Annotated in this window: 15 protein-coding genes; 6 read left to right on the plus strand and 9 right to left on the minus strand. The window is 39.0% G+C overall.

The genetic code is table 11. The features are described from left to right. Positions 1-4: 4 nt before the first annotated feature. From MN204_RS05225 to MN204_RS05240, 4 genes are all read right to left on the minus strand, one after another. Positions 5-1,465, minus strand: a complete 1,461-nt coding sequence (locus MN204_RS05225; protein WP_249870018.1) for a SulP family inorganic anion transporter — start codon at positions 1,463-1,465, stop codon at positions 5-7. A gap of 379 nt (positions 1,466-1,844) precedes the next feature. Beyond that, positions 1,845-2,936: a class II aldolase/adducin family protein gene (locus tag MN204_RS05230; protein ID WP_249870249.1), complete on the minus strand. Its 1,092-nt coding sequence runs from the start codon at positions 2,934-2,936 to the stop codon at positions 1,845-1,847. Between the two features lie 39 nt (positions 2,937-2,975). Further along, positions 2,976-4,199, minus strand: a complete 1,224-nt coding sequence (locus MN204_RS05235; RefSeq protein WP_249870019.1) for a zinc-dependent alcohol dehydrogenase — start codon at positions 4,197-4,199, stop codon at positions 2,976-2,978. A 299-nt stretch (positions 4,200-4,498) separates the two neighbouring features. After that, on the minus strand, positions 4,499-4,642 hold the full coding sequence (locus MN204_RS05240) for a hypothetical protein (protein ID WP_249870020.1): 144 nt from the start codon (positions 4,640-4,642) through the stop codon (positions 4,499-4,501). A 253-nt stretch (positions 4,643-4,895) separates the two neighbouring features. Between MN204_RS05240 and MN204_RS05245 the strand changes: the two genes are divergently transcribed. The 4 genes from MN204_RS05245 to MN204_RS05260 are packed head-to-tail and all read left to right on the plus strand — an operon-like array spanning position 4,896 to position 8,973. Then, positions 4,896-6,473: an alkaline phosphatase family protein gene (locus tag MN204_RS05245; protein WP_249870021.1), complete on the plus strand. Its 1,578-nt coding sequence runs from the start codon at positions 4,896-4,898 to the stop codon at positions 6,471-6,473. Between the two features lie 46 nt (positions 6,474-6,519). Continuing rightward, positions 6,520-7,107, plus strand: coding sequence for a lysophospholipid acyltransferase family protein (locus MN204_RS05250; protein WP_249870022.1), 588 nt, complete (start codon positions 6,520-6,522; stop codon positions 7,105-7,107). A 15-nt stretch (positions 7,108-7,122) separates the two neighbouring features. After that, positions 7,123-8,016: a diacylglycerol/lipid kinase family protein gene (locus MN204_RS05255; RefSeq protein ID WP_249870023.1), complete on the plus strand. Its 894-nt coding sequence runs from the start codon at positions 7,123-7,125 to the stop codon at positions 8,014-8,016. A gap of 60 nt (positions 8,017-8,076) precedes the next feature. After that, positions 8,077-8,973, plus strand: coding sequence for a diacylglycerol/lipid kinase family protein (locus MN204_RS05260; RefSeq protein WP_249870024.1), 897 nt, complete (start codon positions 8,077-8,079; stop codon positions 8,971-8,973). A 78-nt stretch (positions 8,974-9,051) separates the two neighbouring features. Here the strand turns inward: MN204_RS05260 and MN204_RS05265 are convergent, their stop codons facing one another. Both MN204_RS05265 and MN204_RS05270 read right to left on the minus strand, forming a co-directional pair. Beyond that, positions 9,052-10,092 carry a M14 family zinc carboxypeptidase gene (locus tag MN204_RS05265; RefSeq protein WP_249870025.1) on the minus strand — a complete coding sequence of 347 codons (1,041 nt, stop codon included), beginning with the start codon at positions 10,090-10,092 and terminating at the stop codon, positions 9,052-9,054. A gap of 288 nt (positions 10,093-10,380) precedes the next feature. After that, positions 10,381-11,850 (minus strand): protein adenylyltransferase SelO, encoded by a 1,470-nt coding sequence (locus MN204_RS05270; protein ID WP_249870026.1) that lies wholly within the window; start codon positions 11,848-11,850, stop codon positions 10,381-10,383. A gap of 351 nt (positions 11,851-12,201) precedes the next feature. Here MN204_RS05270 and MN204_RS05275 point away from each other — a divergent pair, with 351 nt between their 5' ends. Continuing rightward, positions 12,202-12,591: an RDD family protein gene (locus MN204_RS05275; RefSeq protein ID WP_249870027.1), complete on the plus strand. Its 390-nt coding sequence runs from the start codon at positions 12,202-12,204 to the stop codon at positions 12,589-12,591. A gap of 143 nt (positions 12,592-12,734) precedes the next feature. Here the strand turns inward: MN204_RS05275 and MN204_RS05280 are convergent, their stop codons facing one another. Beyond that, on the minus strand, positions 12,735-14,684 hold the full coding sequence (locus MN204_RS05280) for an FUSC family protein (RefSeq protein WP_249870028.1): 1,950 nt from the start codon (positions 14,682-14,684) through the stop codon (positions 12,735-12,737). A 154-nt stretch (positions 14,685-14,838) separates the two neighbouring features. Between MN204_RS05280 and MN204_RS05285 the strand changes: the two genes are divergently transcribed. Then, positions 14,839-15,558, plus strand: a complete 720-nt coding sequence (locus MN204_RS05285; RefSeq protein ID WP_249870029.1) for a PRC-barrel domain-containing protein — start codon at positions 14,839-14,841, stop codon at positions 15,556-15,558. 238 nt (positions 15,559-15,796) lie between these two features. Here MN204_RS05285 and MN204_RS05290 read toward each other — a convergent pair whose 3' ends face one another. Both MN204_RS05290 and ectB read right to left on the minus strand, forming a co-directional pair. Further along, positions 15,797-16,183: an ectoine synthase gene (locus tag MN204_RS05290; protein WP_249870030.1), complete on the minus strand. Its 387-nt coding sequence runs from the start codon at positions 16,181-16,183 to the stop codon at positions 15,797-15,799. Between the two features lie 33 nt (positions 16,184-16,216). Beyond that, positions 16,217-17,494, minus strand: coding sequence for a diaminobutyrate--2-oxoglutarate transaminase (ectB, locus tag MN204_RS05295; RefSeq protein WP_249870031.1), 1,278 nt, complete (start codon positions 17,492-17,494; stop codon positions 16,217-16,219). Positions 17,495-17,515: the final 21 nt, after the last annotated feature.

The following is a 17,515-nucleotide window of genomic DNA, read 5'->3' on the forward strand; positions in this document are numbered from 1 at the left end:
CGGATCAATGCCCTGAAGCATTCGAAAGACCGTCCATTCGATTTTTCAGTTGTTTACTTTCTTCATTTAATCCAATATAATTCACTTTGATATTGTTCTGAGCAAATTTCATTACAATTTTATCCAAGGATCCAATAGCAGAATCATCCCAGAGATGGGCATTTGTTAAATCAATGTCCACTTCCTTTACAGAATCCTCGAAGTTAAATTTTCCTGGGAAATCGCTGACCGATGCAAAGAACAACTGGCCATGAACATGATATACCTTTTTCTGTTTACGTAAATCAAATTCTTCTGTAACATTTACTTTGGATATTTTAGCTGCAAAGAAAATGGCACTTAATAATACACCTGCAAAGACACCAATCGCCAAATTGTGGGTAGCAAGTACGATAATTACCGTAGTTACCATCACAATTGCATCTGTTCTTGGGAGTTTATTTAAGTTCTTAACCGATGACCAGTCAAATGTGCTGATTGAGACCATAATCATCACCCCTGCCAATGCGGCAAGCGGAATCTGAACAACCAAACCACCCAGAACAACGATCAGGAACATTAAAAATACTCCGGCCACAAGTGCTGATAAACGGCCTCTTCCACCGGATTTTACATTAATGACAGATTGTCCGATCATCGCACAACCAGCCATACCACCAAAGAATCCTGATACAATGTTAGCGATTCCCTGACCGCGGCTTTCTTTATTTTTATTACTCTCTGTATCTGTCATATCATCGACAATATTGGCTGTTAATAACGATTCTATTAGACCAACAATTGCCAAGGACAAAGAATATGGAAGAATAATCATAAACGTTTCAAATGTTAATGGAATGTCAGGTAGTAAGAACACAGGCAACGCTTGAGAAATGGTTCCCATATCTCCTACTGTTCCAATATTGATATTTCCGTATATGACGATTGCTGTAACTACGACGATCGCAACAAGTGTGGATGGAATAGCTTTCGTGACTCTTGGTAATAAATAGATAATTGCCAACGTCAATCCTACTAGAGCATACATAATCCATGATTCGCCTGCAAAATGCGGAATTTGTGCTGTAAAAATCATGATAGCAAGCGCATTTACAAATCCAACCATGACTGAACGAGGGACGAATTTCATAGCCTTGGCCAATTTAAAAACACCAAACAATATTTGTATAATTCCTGTCAGAATCGTTGCAGCCAATAAATACTGCAGCCCATGCTCCGCTATTAAATTTACCATTACCAATGCCATGGCACCTGTTGCAGCAGAAATCATCCCAGGTCGTCCACCGACAAAAGCAATGACTACCGCTATACAGAATGAAGCATAAAGACCGACCATCGGGTCCACGCCAGCAATAATCGAGAAGGCAATAGCTTCTGGTATAAGAGCCAGTGCGACAACGAGACCAGCCATCACATCCCCTCGAACATTGCCAAACCATTCTTGTTTTAATTGTTCAACCTTCAATTTAGCTAGCACCCTTTTCTAATTTATTTTTGTATATAGTAACTTTCGACTCTCACAAAAGTTAAGTTCCGTTATTAACAAATCGAATCATATCACAAAAATGGATAATTCCAAAACCGCAAGTAAACGCGAACATTTATCAAATGCTCACTATTTCTCAGGTTATCTTTCATTTTCTACAAAGGTTATATTGCATTAGGTGAAAAGATGGCTTTGATGAGACCGGACAACAGAGAAAAATAGATGATAGACCTAAGGAGATCCTATTAAAAAACGAAGGCAGATAGGAAACTTAGTTGTCCCCATGCCTTTCGTTGAAACAATTAAAAACCCCCATGTCCAAAAATAAGACAGGGGGTTTTAAAAATATTCATCCTAATTAACTCGACATTGGCACCTGCGAAATAACTCGTCCCTCAATTCGTTCGAATATATCATCCAAATCTCGGCCTGTAATTGTAAGACCATGATTTTTAAGTCCAATGATCGCTCTAGATGGATCTTCTGACTTTCGTATTAATTCAGCAACTGTTTCGGCCAATTGAATTGTTCCACAAGGATAATTAATTTCTGTTGCTTTTATGCCATCCATCCATGCGTGAATATGAACAATCGCTCCAACATTCTCATGCTCCCTATAAATCATCCAATGTTCAATCGCATCAACAGAGGCTCTTCGCGGTGAAATGTTGGAAGGAATACTAATCTCCATTGCATTATTCTCTGAATTGAACCCGGTTATATATAACAGATCCTTACCAACTACCTGTAAATTCGCTTTGTTCACACCACTTGCACTCATCCAGAAATTATTCTCATCTTCCCTATGACTGAGATTACCGTAACTCAACCCACCAATCCCATATAGTTTTTTCAATTGCCGCATGTCACGGGAAGTTAAATAATTATCTATTGGAAAAGGTGCAGGCAATAAATTCATCGCATCCAGTCTTTTTCCTGATGTATACATTTTTTTGGTTTTTTGATTTCCATTCCATAAATTTTTTTGAAGATTATCATGGAAATTATTATTAATAACTAATTGGGAAGACGCAATCGGTTCAAGTCTTTCATAGACATTCTGGAAAAAGGACTCCTCAGCATCAGGTTCATAAATTATTTTATAAAAACCTTGTTCAGGTGTTACAAAATAAATTTCCGTTTTATCCGGATGATGAAGAATGTACATTAAATGGTTTGATAAAGATCTGATTAAATAGGGATACGCTGATTCGAATGTATTATCTGGTACGCTATTTTTTTCTATGATTGAAACCACAAAAGTAGCTTGTGCTTTCCTGCGAAACGGACGTGGTTTTTCTTCATCAAGGATATTAAATACTACCCTTATATTATCTACCGCTTCCTTAGAATACGCATATCCTTCCTGGGAAAACTTCTTCTTTAATCCATCGATAAACCATGTAATAAAAGGACTTTTTGGTTCACCTGTTACTGTAAACTGGTTCAACGGATCCATCTTTATTCCTCCTCATTTGATAGATAAATTTTACGGCTCGAATACTACTTTCATCGCTGCCCGACTGCCCTTATTTGATACTGTGAGTAGAGCGTCTCTATAATTTTCAAGAGAGAATTGGTGTGTAATTAAAGAAGAGAGATCAACTTTTCCCTGACGCATTAATTGGATTGCAATATCAAAGGTCCTCACCCTTTCCCCTTGATAATCCTCCGTACTATAAGCAAAGCTTCCTTTAATATCCAACTCATTGAGCCATACCATCGACCAATCAATACCGTCAATAATTCCAGCAAGCCCTACGAGGACGACTTTGCCTCCACTTTTTGCAAAACGAATTCCATCATTGATACTTTGCTTTCTTCCTACGCACTCATAGACAATATCAGCCCCACCCTGAATAACTTCCGGTCCGAATATTGGTTTTAAAACCTTCCCGCTCAGAGACTTCGCCAAATCCTGCGTGTAAATGGAATTCCTCAAAAAGATAATCTCATCTGCACCATATTGAGAAGCATACTCGGCTTGGACATCATGTTTAACTAAAGCGACAATTTTGCAATCTATACCGAGTGATCGGATAGCTGCAATGACACAAATCCCGATAACCCCTCCTCCAATAACGAGAATGGTATCATCCTTACTTGGCGGGTTTTGCAAGACACTATGTAAGGCACAACTGAAAGGTTCCACCATTACACCATTTAAATCTTCCACTTCATCAGGAAGCTTGAAGAGCTGACTTTTATGTGCAACCACATAGGAACTCCACCCACCACCAGTGTCACGGCAGGAACCTATCAATAAACCTGGTGCTACATTCCCTTCTGTTTTGTGTATACATAAACTGAAAAATCCTTTACGGCAAGCAGGGCACGGTTCTGAAAACCCTCTTGGCTCACATGAAAGAATCGGATCTATCACTACCCGCTCACCAATATCCAATTCCAAAACATCAGCACCGACTTCCTTAATTTCCCCTACGATTTCATGACCAATCGTAAAAGGGAATGAAGCGTAAGACGAAATCGCTGGACTGTCATGCAGATAGATGAGATTAAGGTCACTGCCACAAATCCCTCCAAATTTAACTTTTACCTTGACCCACTGATCATTCGGAAGCTCTGGTTCTGGCCCATCCGTATAACGTAGACAGGAAAGCTTTGTATTCCAGAATTGTGATGGCATGAACCTCCCTGCTACTTTACTGAAAACATATCGCGGTAACGTATAATCGAACTGCAACTCTTTCAATCTATAACACCTTTTTTCTTTGACTGTTTTAGAACCATGTTAGCCGAATACGTCCCTAAATATTCATTACTATCCACAAAAATGAAAGTTGGTGATTTTGTAGCGGACAAGTAAATACTAATATTTGCATGAAACAATTTAGTTTGGCATAAAAAATAATATCGTACAGCCAAAGCGAATAAAAGATGATCTTTTTGCTGTTTTCATTGTAATTGGTAGCTCCGCAAGCCTAAACATGTTGGATTCCTATCTGTAACGACGAGGCATTCGCATAAAGTCTTAGGCGAATGCCTTATTTTCTAATCTTTTAAATATGGAAGTTCTTCTTTAACAGTCGACTCTGTCTGATCCATTTCTTTTAAGGCCTCATCATAATCAAATTCTACTAGCGCTTCAATTAATTGATAAATGTTCGCACCGAAACCTTTTATATATTGAATCAATGCCATCATTCTCCTTTCAACTATGTACTCAGTCATTAAATTACACAAAAAATAGAGTTCCTATACATGGCAGTTAACATTTATTTACACTAAGTTAATAAAATGAACCATTTTAGCCGAGACTAATACCGACTAAAATGAAAAACAAAACTCGTACAATCTTCTTTAGCACGTAGAGACGGATATACTTACCTACCTTGCAACGAAGGCTTGCACGATGACAACCCAAGTTTTCTAAAAGGATGATCATTAAATGATTAAAAAATTGGTTATCGTACTAATAGGTCTTATTTTGATTTTGGCTTTGTTCATTTGGTATGGTTTTTCGACACCAACAAAGGACTTGGCAGATGTAGAGGTCACCTCTGCCTCCAAGCCTGTTTTATTTCTGCTTATCGACTCGCTTATGGATGAACCATTGCAGAATGCCATCGATGAGGGAAGCGTACCTGCCCTGGAATTTTTAGCTGAAAACGGGCAGTATCTCCCTGAAATAGTTAGTTCTTATCCAACAATGTCCGTAACGATCGACAGCACATTGTTAACAGGTACCTACACCAATCAGCATCAGGTTCCGGCACTTGCATGGTTCCATAAAGAAGAAGATCGTTTAGTAAACTATGGAAGCAGTGCAATGGAAATTTATAAATTGGGAGTGGAGCAAGTTCTCCATGACACTATTTTCAACTTGAATCAACAGCATTTGAGTAAAGATACAAGTACCATCTTTGAAGAATTAGATAATAGGGGAGATGATTCTGCTTCTATTAACGGCATGCTATATCGTGGAAATAGCCAGCATAATTTCCATGTCCCAAAGGTAATTTCGTTATTTAACTTATTGCCAGATACGATTGACGTAAAAGGACCAACCATATTGACGTTAGGCAGGCTATCGCAGTTCAGTTCAGAAAATAATAAGCACAATAACGTATGGCAAAGTCTTGGAATGAATGACAATTTTGCCGGTAACGAAATTCGAAATCTTATTCAAAACGATACGCTGCCTTCCTTTACACTCGCTTATTTTCCAGAGCTTGATAAACCGGTTCATGAGAAGGGCCCAATGACCCTTGACGGACTGGAGCAAGTTGATCAGGTACTTCAAACTATTTTGAATGAATTTCCTTCATGGGAGGAAGCACTCGAACAAATAACGTTCATTGTTTATGGTGACAGTGGACAAGCTAAGATTGGCGATATCGAACAGGAAGCCCTTGTAGATTTAAAAATACTATCCGAAATATACAATATCCCTAAACTTGGCGATCCTATCCAAAAAGATGATCAGATTGTGCTAGCTGTAAATTCTCGTATGGCTTATATCAATTTACTGGATGAAAACATACCATACGAAGAGATCATTTCACATTTTATCAAAGATCCAAGAATAGGTTTTATCGCCTGGAAAGACGATGCAGGAAATCATGTTGTGTCAGCAAGTTCAGAAGATCCATTTACATTTCAACCGGATGGTGAATATAGCGATCAATACGGGCAACGTTGGACATTAGATGGAGATTTTTCCGTATTGGATCTGTACGTGGATGAACAAAAAAATATTTCGTACTGGGATTACCCTGATGCACTTGCACGGCTCTATGGGGCGCTTCATTCCCATCAAGGACGTTACCTTATTGTCGATACAAAACCTGGTTATGAATTCATCGGAGAACATTCTCCTACCCATGTCGGTGGAGGTGGCCACGGTTCACTACACAAAGACGATTCTCTTACACCACTAATCATAGCTGGTGCTGACACAGTCCCTGAATATAATCGTGTAATCGATTTTAAGGATTGGATACTTGAACTGACAAAAAATCAATAAACATCATATTTCAAACAAATCTCATGATAAAGGTGGGTAACATGCAATGCTATATACAACATTAAAACCCATCGTAAAACTATTAATTGGTACGAGGTTTAGAGTAACCGTTATTGGAAAAGAAAATATCCCGGATCATCAGGTTTTTATTATAGCTGCCAACCATAGTAGCAATTATGATCCTCTGCTGCTTTCTTGTAATTTCACAAGAAAAATTCATTTTTTGGCAAAAGCTGAATTATTCCGTTGCAAATTTTTAAATTATTTCTTTTCTGCAGTCCACGCTATTCCAGTTGACCGTAACACAGGGATTGTAATAAGGCCCGTTCGTAAAGCCCTAAAAATCATTAATCGTGGGGAGATGTTAGGAATTTTCCCAGAGGGCAAACGATGCAGGAATGGAGAAATAATTCAACCTAAGAAAGGTGTAGCCTTTTTCGCATGTAAAGCAAATGTCCCCATATTGCCTGTTGCCATTGTGGGGGTAAAGAAAGGATATCGAACACCGGTAAAAATTATAATTGGTTCAGCAATTGAGGTGAACAATTATAATTTAAACTATTCCTCCTTATCTTTACTCGTGATGAACAGAATTAGAGAACTTCGTATAAATAATAGCTGGATGCTTGATTGAAAAAGAGGTATCGATATGGAAAAACAAGCTTTGATGATTTATAATCCTTATTCAGGCAGAAAAAAAAACAACCATAAAACGGTTGAACTTCTATTGAAAAAGCTTTCCGAAATAGGTTACCACATCACCATTCATTCTTTGGATGAGTTAAAACACAATGAAAATTTGATTCAAATAGCATGTGAAAGAAAATGGGAGGCCATTTTTATTGCTGGTGGTGACGGCACGATCAACCATACGCTTCAACATTTGGCAGTACAAGAACATCGACCAAAGATTGGAATTTTCCCATTGGGGACGAGTAACGAATTTGCCAAATTTATCGGATTGCCATGCAATACGTTGAAAGCCTTATCGGTCATCGAAAGAGGTGGAACAAAGAAGGTTGATATTGGTCAATTTGGTGGCCGTTATTTCGCAAACATTGCTGCAGCAGGTTGGTTAACGGATATTACTTATAAGACTTCTCCTTTATTAAAATCTTACATTGGTGAATTCGCTTATAGTCTTGCTTTCATCAAAGCACTGTTCATGGCTAAACAGCCAAATGACATTTCGGTTATTGTCTCCCCGGAGAAGGAACTACGGGATTTATCCATTTTCCTTATTATGAATGGAAATTCGGTTGGACCATTGGAACGACTGATTACGAATGCTGATGGCCCTGATTATGGATATTTTCATTTACTAACATGCAAAAAAACGAATCGCATCCAATTATTTATTGCTTTACTTGCGAAAATGCTTCATCTTACCGAAACAATAGCATCGATTGAATATTTGCAGATTGATTCAGGTTCCTTTATAGTACCGGAATCATTATATATAAATCTTGATGGAGAACAAGTGGAAGTAACTAGTACGGAGTTTAAGGTACTGCCGCATCATCTTGCTGTATTCGCACCTTAAAAAATTATATACGTATATTTGCATGATTCGAAGGCTATATTCTTAAGAAAACGATAATAGGTGATAAAGTTGTATGCTTTTATTGTAAATAGATTTTCGGGTGGTGGAAAAGCTTCAAAAATTTTGGTGCATATGGAAAATACACTCAAAGAAAAGGATATCTCCTACCAAGTATATGTTACAAATCGACAACACCACGCCACAGATTTAGCTCGAGAACTTAGTCAAAAAAGGGAAACCAAGGCAATCATTGCTGTTGGCGGAGATGGGACCGTACATGAAATTATTAATGGAATGGTTGGTTCGGATATACCTTTAGGAATCATTCCGGCTGGATCTGGAAATGATTTTTGCAGAGGTATGGGAATCCCACTCAACTATGTTCATGCATTGGAACGTATTTTTAAAGATGAGCGAAAGTTAATTGATGTTGGAAGTATTAACAATGAATTTTTTGCTACAATAGTCGGGATTGGATTTGATGGAAAGGTCGCCCGAGAGACGAATCAATCACAAAACAAAAGAATACTAAGTTTGGCAGGCTTGGGGAGGATTTCCTATATTATTAATGTATTAAAGGTTTTGCTTTATTATCAGCCAACAAATGTCGATTTAATCATGAATCAGGAACAATCCAACCATCAACATGTATGGTTGATTGCAATCGCTAATTCACCCTTTTATGCAGGAGGAATGATGATTTGTCCTGGTGCAAAAAATAACGACCAATTATTTGATATTTGTATTGTCAAAGGAATATCAAGGTGGCAGCTTTTACGCATATTTCCTTCCGTTTTCAAAGGGAAACATATTAAACATCCATCCGTTACCATTCTAAAAGCAAAGGAATTAGAAATCTCTTCCCCTACCCCTATGATGGCTCACGGCGATGGAGAATTTCTAGGTGAAACACCTTTTAAAATCATGATATCTCCAAAAACTTTATGTGTTTTATAAATGAAACAACCTCCGTCCTTATTTGATGGAGGTTGTTCCGTTAATTACATATTCTCTATGCTAAGGTTACGGCCGATTTTATTCTGAAGGGCGTGTGTTCTGAAAGGAAAGTGTATCCCAGAAAGAGACATCCTTTTCCTCTATTGTCCCATCTGAAATTGCCTCAGCTGTTGCAGTTAGAGTGTTTACGGTTTGTTTGATAAGATATCCATTACTTTTCTGTCCCAGTACATAGGACTCATAGAAATGATCGGACATACCGCGCATTTCAAACAATAGGGTGGAGATTCCATATTCCACTGCTATTCCATTTCTGCTGATTGTTTCTGCAGATCCCCCATTGTATTTCCCTAAATGTCCCCATCCTGTCGGCTCAATCTCATCGAATATAACTGCGCCTAATTGTTTGGATTTATGAACAACTTCAGGATCTGCATTTTCTGTTGTTGGATAAAGAATAGAACCAGACACTAGTTCTCCATCGCGCTCACTTTGTGCTCCCTGATGATGTAAATCAATCATATAATCAACATCATATTGGCCTAATACATTATGGTGCAATGCCTGGGTTTCCGGCTGTATTCTATCAATATGATCACGGTTTAAATCCACTTCATTTGCATTATAACGTGTCAAATTGCGGTCGCCACTGGCAATATAATCATCTAATGAGAAATTAACATCCCCCATAGCTCCATCTGGATTCAACATTGGTACAATTAAAATATTCACTCCATCTAGTATCCCTTTTGTTTTACCAGTACCTAGATGTTTAATGAATTCCAGTGTTCCTTCCGTTGTTAACTGTTCATTCCCATGCTGCTGGGTTAAATAAAGAATGGTCGGATTATCTGGGTCTGAAATATATTTCACCAAATATAAGTCCCTTCCTTTTACCGATTGCCCGATAACTTCAAGCTCCATCTGTTCTTGCTTGATATCCTGTTTTTGGAGGAAATCTTTCATTTCATCATAGGTTGTGAGAATGGAAGTATTAATTGTTTCATTCCCCCTATACTCTGGGCCATTACCAACAGCATTGACGGTTGGAGAACCGACAGAAATACCTCCCAAGATTAATGTTCCAGCTACAGTAAACGTCATTAATTTTTTCTTCAAGAAAAATCCCCCTTATATTTAATACTTTGTCTATATGTTCTGTCTATATTTATAAAATTCCTGCAAAATTTGTAAAAATGAGATAGAATGCTTAGATAGTTGTCTGCTTATGAGGGGAAAGTCGTGTGACTATATGACGGGAGGATCGGTACAACCAACAAACTCGACTCGGGAAAGAATCCCAACCAAACGGGAGAGCAACTCCCCAATTCGGGAGAGAGCTCCAACCAAACGGGAGAGCAACTCCCCAAATCGGGAGAGAATGTTTTATTTTGCATTATTTTATTCTCATGTACCACAGAAAGTCTGGTAAGGACGGTTGGATGGCTCTGGTGGTTTGCAATAATCTTCATGGTCTACAGCGAGTGCATAGGGATCTGAAAGAACATCCAGCAGCCGCTCCATCACACTGTAATCACCTTTTTCCACCGCCGCTTCCAGTGCCTCTTCCACCCGGTGATTACGAGGAATTACAGCAGGATTGCTGCTTTTCATCAACGCCTTAGAGGACTCCGTTGATTCCTGCTGCCTCCCTAGTCTAGCCTTCCAAAGTTCTTCCCACTGTACATATTCCTTCGTGCCGAACATGTCCGTATTCTCTTGCTCGCCAAAAGTTAATGCCCGGAAGGTATTCGTGAAGTCAGCACGATACTTCTGCATCATACCGAGAAGTTCTTCAATAAGTGCTTCATCCTGAGTTTCTTCCCCAAAAATACCCAATTTTGACCGCATTTCGGTGAGCCAATTCTGATGATACAAATCCAAATAACCTGATATGGAATCCTGGGCCAATTTAAGAGCCTGCTCCCGATCTTCATGCAGGATCGGTAATAGGGATTCCGCAAATCGTGCAAGATTCCAACCTCCTATAACAGGCTGATTTCCATATGCATAACGGCCTTGTCTGTCAATGGAACTGAATACTGTTGATGTGTCATATTCATCCATAAAGGCACAAGGGCCATAATCAATCGTTTCTCCACTGATCGTCATATTGTCTGTGTTCATCACTCCGTGTATAAAGCCAACCGATTGCCATTTCGCTATCAACCCGGCCTGAAGCTTGATTACTTCCTGCAATAAGGAAAGATACCTGTTTTCATCTGCTTCAATTTCAGGAAAATGTCTTTTGATTGCATAGTCGGCCAATACCTTTAGTTCATCGGCTGTACCCCATTGAGATACATATTGGAAAGTACCAAAGCGCAGATGGCTAGTTGCGACACGGGTAAGAATGGCACCCGGCAAATGCGTTTCTCGCATAACAGACTCGCCTGTTGTAACCACGGCTAAACTGCGGGTGGTCGGAATTCCAAGTGCATGCATTGCTTCACTAATAATGTATTCCCGCAGCATCGGACCAAGTGTCGCCCGACCATCACCACCGCGGGAGTACGGCGTTCTGCCCGATCCTTTAAGCTGAATATCAAACCGCTCACCCAAAGGCGTGATTTGTTCGCCAAGTAACAATGCCCGGCCGTCCCCAAGCATCGCAAAATGGCCGAATTGATGCCCCGCGTAAGCTTGTGCAAGAGGAAAAGCTCCTTCAGGTATACTATTTCCAGCAAACACCGCTATCCCATTCTCACTTCGCAGTTCTTGAACATTTAATCCCAATGATGCTGCAAGAAGGTCATTGAAAATAATCAATTTTGGTGATCGTACCTCTGTTGGATGATGGTTTTTATAAAATGACTCCGGTAGACGTGCATAACTATTGTCCAAATTCCATCCTGTATCTTTTATTTCATTTTTCATCGTATCTCCTCTTCTATCATCATATTTTTTATTGAATTAATAACAAAGTGAATTTCATTCTATTTTTTGTTAGTTGAAAGGTATTATTCATATCATTCATTTGGTTTGTGGCTAGTTTTCATGTTAAGTTAAAGATAAACCATATTCAAGTATGTACCCGTTAAATTAAAAAAGATGCATCTCCGTTTACAAAAGCATCTATCTGCAAACAAATCATTTCATTCTTAATTCCTACTCACTCTATTCATCTTCTAAATAGTTTAATGTTGTATCTCGCATGTAACTTATTGAAACTATTTTGTAGGATATTCGTATTACGATTAGCAGGTAAAAACAGGAGGAGGAACTCTGATGAAATCCATTACAAAAAAACGTATGAAAGCTTATATGATAGACATTGCTATTTCAACTGTCGTTATTGCCGGGGCTGAATATTTTCTTCGGAAAAAGGTAAAAAACGAGGCCGTCCATGCTTTAGTTACTCCCACGATCATAATGTGGTCTCTTGAATACGCACAATTGCGAAATAGTGGCCAGACAATCGGTTACAAAAAACTGGGCCTCGTTTTGGAAAATGAAGAGAATTCAGAGCTGTCTACCAGTCAAATCATCAAACGTATGACTTATCGGGATACCATAAGCACTTTTGACTACTTAAAAAACCCTAAAGCGTTTGAAAGTAGGGAAGGTGCGATACTTCCGCATGACCGATTTTCCGGTACAGTGGTAAAGGAAGTTTGATAATGTAGAACCTTGCCCAGTGGAGGGTTTACTATTCGCCCCTCTACAATTCTTTGCTTTTATAGTACTCACTATGGCTGCTTATCGAAAAGAACAAAAAATACACACACCCACTATAGGCGCGTGTATTTTTTGTTTTCCAATCAGTATAAGGTAACACCTTTATCAATTTGCAATGCCCTTTGCAGGCTGGTTATTTGATTTTGGATACTGGAAAATCCATCTATTTCTGGTATGTTTTGGATGGATGGCGACCTTTTCTGATTTGCGGCAATTGCCATCGTCTCACAAACATAAAGCAATTGTGCAAGATCTTCGTCAGAAACGACCGGGCGTTTTTCCATTTTGGAACACCCTTCCAGAAGATAGCCTAATTGTACAATGGAAAAGGTCACCGGCCAATAATAATCCAGTGCTTTATGATTAATCGGAATCTCGCCCGATGCCGTACTGTACAATGTTTTTAAGTTAATTATATTCGTACGCATTTTTCTTAATTCTCTACTTTCCCTTGCATTAAAATCTTCTCCTTGTTTAGAGAAAAGGGTTACTAAAAATTGTGCCTGACTACGTATGGTCTTGGTTATTAAATGTGGTAGACGACTTGAGGCAGACTTTCTTCCTATCAAAAACACTCCAATAAGACCAATTGCAATACCGATTAGAACATCAATGATTCTGGCTGATGCAAAATAGGAAAAACTGTAGCTTCCCGCTGTCGTACTTTCCGCCATAAGTAGAGCATTCGGCGTGAAAAACAGTGCAGCCAGCCCATAATTTTTCACGATAAACAACTCGGTAATAAAGGTCAGAAGTAAAATAAAGAATGCGATAATGTAGCCGGATGGTTCCAAAGCAAGAATCAAACTTGCAATGACAATGCCTATCACTGTACCGATTCCTCTTTGAATTGCACGATGGTAGGTTGCAACAATCGTTCCACCTGACATGACCGCCACACATGATAATGGTACCCAATAAGAACGTGCCAAATCCAATTCAAATGCTATAATTGCAGCGATAATTGTTACAAAACCAAAACGTAAAGCTGTTATGAAAACAATCGAGTTCTTGTCAAATGCTCCTCCAAAAATAGTCTTCGGAGATAATTTAGATATTTTGACGACTTGATTTATTTTGTTTGACGGCTCATTCATAATTGCATCCGCATCGTAAACTTTTGCAAATAACTGACGGACATTCTCATTTATTTCATCTGGTTGGAGGATACTCTTAGATGCCCGCTTTCCTCCCTTTTGGTTAAGCGAAAAAGCAAGTTCGCGAACCGTATCGCCTAATTCGGAAGGTAATGGTTCCCTACTTTCAGAAAAATGATCGATAACATATATGAATATGGAGTTTGCGTGTTCATTTAATATAAATAACCGTTTAAATAATAATGTTTTCCGCCAAGGAATATACCCTGCAGCGAGAGTTTCTTCCGCTTCAGCCAAGACGTCCATCATGCGTTGTCTGGACTCAGTAAAGGTCTGTTCGGTACCAACAGATTCTAGAAAAGCAGCCAGCTCTAGATAGACTCTCTTTACAACATCTGTTTCTGGTCCATGAGGATCAAAGAACCAGCCAATCATAGCAATGATCCAAGATAAACTTCCGCCAAGGAATACAAGCCCAGCACGCAATAAGGCCTGATCAGGGTCTGCCGGCATACCCGAAATCATTGAGAAAACAAGTACAAAAAATATGGCCGATGGTCCTGTAATTCGTAATGCTCCAAATACAAAAATAGCTGTGGCTCCAATAATGCCCATTAAAATAGCTACCGCAAGAGGGTAAGGAGCAGCGAGTGTCCCAAGTGCAGCAACCAGCGTCATACCAAGTACAACAAAGAACAACTTTTTAGCCAGCTGTGCATATGGAATATTAAATACGTAGAGGTAGGTGAAGCCACCCAGCCCAGCAATTAATCCATATTCCAGATTTCCCAATAGTAATCCGATAATCACGGGCAGACTTGCAGCCAATCCTGCTGAAAATGCCTTTAACCATGGGAACGGTTTCGTATTTACCGATAATGCCTGTTTAAAAATAGAAGGAGATTTATATGCCTTACTTTGACTACTGTCTCCCAAAACCAATCACTTCTTTCTAATTAGAAAAATTCACATCCAATTATTTATCATATCATTTACGTTCCGTATGTAAAGTTTTGAATTCATTCAATTTGTTTTACTTTGACATGAGACGGGTAAAAAACTATATATAAAATGAAGGAGGGAATGTAAGATGTTGTTCTATACTTCTGAACTGAAAAAATATAATATTCATGCCACTGACGGAGAACTCGGAAAGATTAGAGATTTATATTTTGATGAAAATACTTGGGCAATACGTTATGCAAGTATAGATACTAGGAAATGGCTTCCAGGTAGAAAAGTACTTCTGTCTCCGTCTTCTTTCATCAGAATAAATGAAGGGGACGAAAAACTAGAAGTGGAGTATGATAAGGAAACGGTTCGAAACAGTCCGGACGTACCTGAAGACGCACAGCTGTCAAGGGAGGCCAAACAGCGGTTAGATGAGTACTATGGCTGGGGATCCAATTTATCAGATCCAGTTATGTATGGCGGGGGACAAATTGCAACGACAAATGTAATAAGACCACCTGAACCAAATGCAGCAAAGGTTGTTCCAGATCCCATTGAACCTGAACATGAACTAAGAAGTGAAGATGATACAATTGGTTTCCGTGCTCATGCACATGATGGGAAACTAGGACAAGTTGTTGATTTCCTATACAATGATGAATACTGGAAAATTTCTCATATTATCGTTGAAAGCAGAGACAGTACTTTGAATCCAAAATATTATGTATTCGGTACGGAAAAAGTCAATGCTGCAGATTGGCTAGAAGGTGACCTGTATATGAACGGTTCGCTCGATATGCTCACACAGGAAATGCCTTATAAAAGTAAAGAAGAAATCGTCAACAGTATGTCAAGATAGGTTATTAGAAAACTTAAAGGACCAAGGGATGTGTTCGATCACCTTGGTCCTTTTCCTTTGCAGATAGGAAAGGATAAATTTTTTCTTAGCAACTAATTCCCCCTACATAAACGGCCACGTCCAGCTCCAGCGCCTACCCCCTCGAGGTCTTAAGTAGAAACTACCTGTGGCAAAGAACACCACTGGTTTTTCTACTTAAGCTTGTCGGGGGTGATCAAGGCGCTTGCGCTTTTGTTCTTTATTTAGTCAGTAAAGGATAATATCCTTCTTCATTATGTGTTTCCGTTCCAACTAAAGGTGGGTTAAATACGCAAACCATCCGCATTTGAGTTTTTGCACGAAGCTTATGTTTATCATGTTCGTCCAATAGATACATTGATCCTGCTTTAAGTGGCCAAACTTCACCAGTATCCGTCTTTTCTATTTCACCTTCCCCTTCAATACAATATACCGCTTCAATATGGTTTTTGTACCAGAAAAAACTTTCAGTACCCGCCTTAATAATGGTGTCATTTAAGCTAAATCCAACATTATCTTTATTTAAAATAAATCTCCGACTCTCCCAAGTATTTCCTTTTGTATGGTCTTCGGTTCCAATAATTTCATCAAGTGTTTTTACGATCATTCGTATACCCCTTTACTTTACAAATTTTTATAGTTATTTTGCAAGAACCTGCTCTATACTATCAATTAAAATCTCAAGACCTTTATTTAAGCCTTCCTCATCGATAATAAGTGGTGGCAGAAATTTCACTACTTCATCCTTTGCTCCTGAGGTTTCCACAATAAGTCCTCGTTTGAATGCTTCCGCGCAAATCTCAGCTGCCAGATTCTCAACATGTACAGCTATGCCCTGCATAAGGCCTCTTCCCCTTGGTTCACCTTTCAATTCAGGATACTTCGTAATAATTGCATCAATCGTATCGCTTAATAGGCTTGCTTTCTTATTGATTTCTTTGGAAAATTCATCTGTCTCCCAAAAGCTTAACGCTTCTGTTGCAGCGATAAATGCTAAATTATTACCACGGAATGTCCCATTATGTTCACCTGGGCCCCACTGATCATATTCAGGCTTAATTAGAGTTATTGCCATTGGCAAACCTGCACCGCCGATAGATTTGGAAAGACAAACAACATCGGGTTTTATGCAAGCATCTTCAAAGCTAAAAAAAGTACCGGTTCTGCCACATCCCGCTTGAACATCATCAACAATTAATAGAATATCCCAGCGTCTGCAAATACTTTCAATTTTTTTCAGCCATTCCATCCTTGCAGCATTAATGCCACCCTCACCTTGAACAGTTTCCAGGATGATCGCTGCGGGAAGTGCAACCCCACTACCGTTATCTTCAAGAAATTTTTCAATATATGCTATCGAGTCTTGATCTTCCACATACTCATCAAAAGGCATCGTTGAGGTATGATGAAGCGGTATCCCTGCTCCATGGCGTTTAAATGAATTACCTGTAACAGACAACGAGCCAATTGTCATGCCATGGAACGCATTTGTAAAGTTAATAACGGTATTACGTCCTGTTACTTTTCTGGCAATTTTCAATGCACTTTCAACAGTGTTGGTTCCTGTTGGTCCGGGAAACATTATTTTATAGTCGAGGTTTCGAGGTGTAAGTATCGTATCTCGGAACTTTTCAAGAAACTCTTTTCTTGGTGTCGTTCCCATGTCGAGGCTGTGCAAAATCCCATCTTCTTTAATATAGTCAATCATCTTATTCTGCATTCCAGCATGATTATGTCCGTAATTCAATGCTCCTGCTCCAGCAAAAAAATCAATATATTCTTTACCATCCACATCCCATAGTTTATATCCTTTAGCCTTTTCAAAAACAGTAGGCCAACTACGACTGTAGCTTCTAACTGCGGATTCCACTTCTTCAAACGTTTTCATTTTATTGTCTTTTATGATAGCGGTCGTCATCAACTCATCCTTTAAATAAAT

It is taken from the genome of Oceanobacillus saliphilus, assembly GCF_023522835.1.
GTDB classification, from domain to species: Bacteria; Bacillota; Bacilli; order Bacillales; family Amphibacillaceae; genus Oceanobacillus; species Oceanobacillus saliphilus.

What these genes read in the sequence shown, in the direction of transcription:
- MN204_RS05245 (WP_249870021.1), top strand. Translation starts at nt 4,896, where the DNA reads ATGATTAAAAAATTGGTTATCGTACTAATAGGTCTTATTTTGATTTTG.
- MN204_RS05250 (WP_249870022.1), top strand. Translation starts at nt 6,520, where the DNA reads ATGCTATATACAACATTAAAACCCATCGTAAAACTATTAATTGGTACG.
- MN204_RS05255 (WP_249870023.1), top strand. Translation starts at nt 7,123, where the DNA reads ATGGAAAAACAAGCTTTGATGATTTATAATCCTTATTCAGGCAGAAAA.
- MN204_RS05270 (WP_249870026.1), bottom strand. Translation starts at nt 11,850, where the DNA reads ATGAAAAATGAAATAAAAGATACAGGATGGAATTTGGACAATAGTTAT.
- MN204_RS05275 (WP_249870027.1), top strand. Translation starts at nt 12,202, where the DNA reads ATGAAATCCATTACAAAAAAACGTATGAAAGCTTATATGATAGACATT.
- MN204_RS05285 (WP_249870029.1), top strand. Translation starts at nt 14,839, where the DNA reads ATGTTGTTCTATACTTCTGAACTGAAAAAATATAATATTCATGCCACT.
- MN204_RS05290 (WP_249870030.1), bottom strand. Translation starts at nt 16,183, where the DNA reads ATGATCGTAAAAACACTTGATGAAATTATTGGAACCGAAGACCATACA.
- ectB (WP_249870031.1), bottom strand. Translation starts at nt 17,494, where the DNA reads ATGACGACCGCTATCATAAAAGACAATAAAATGAAAACGTTTGAAGAA.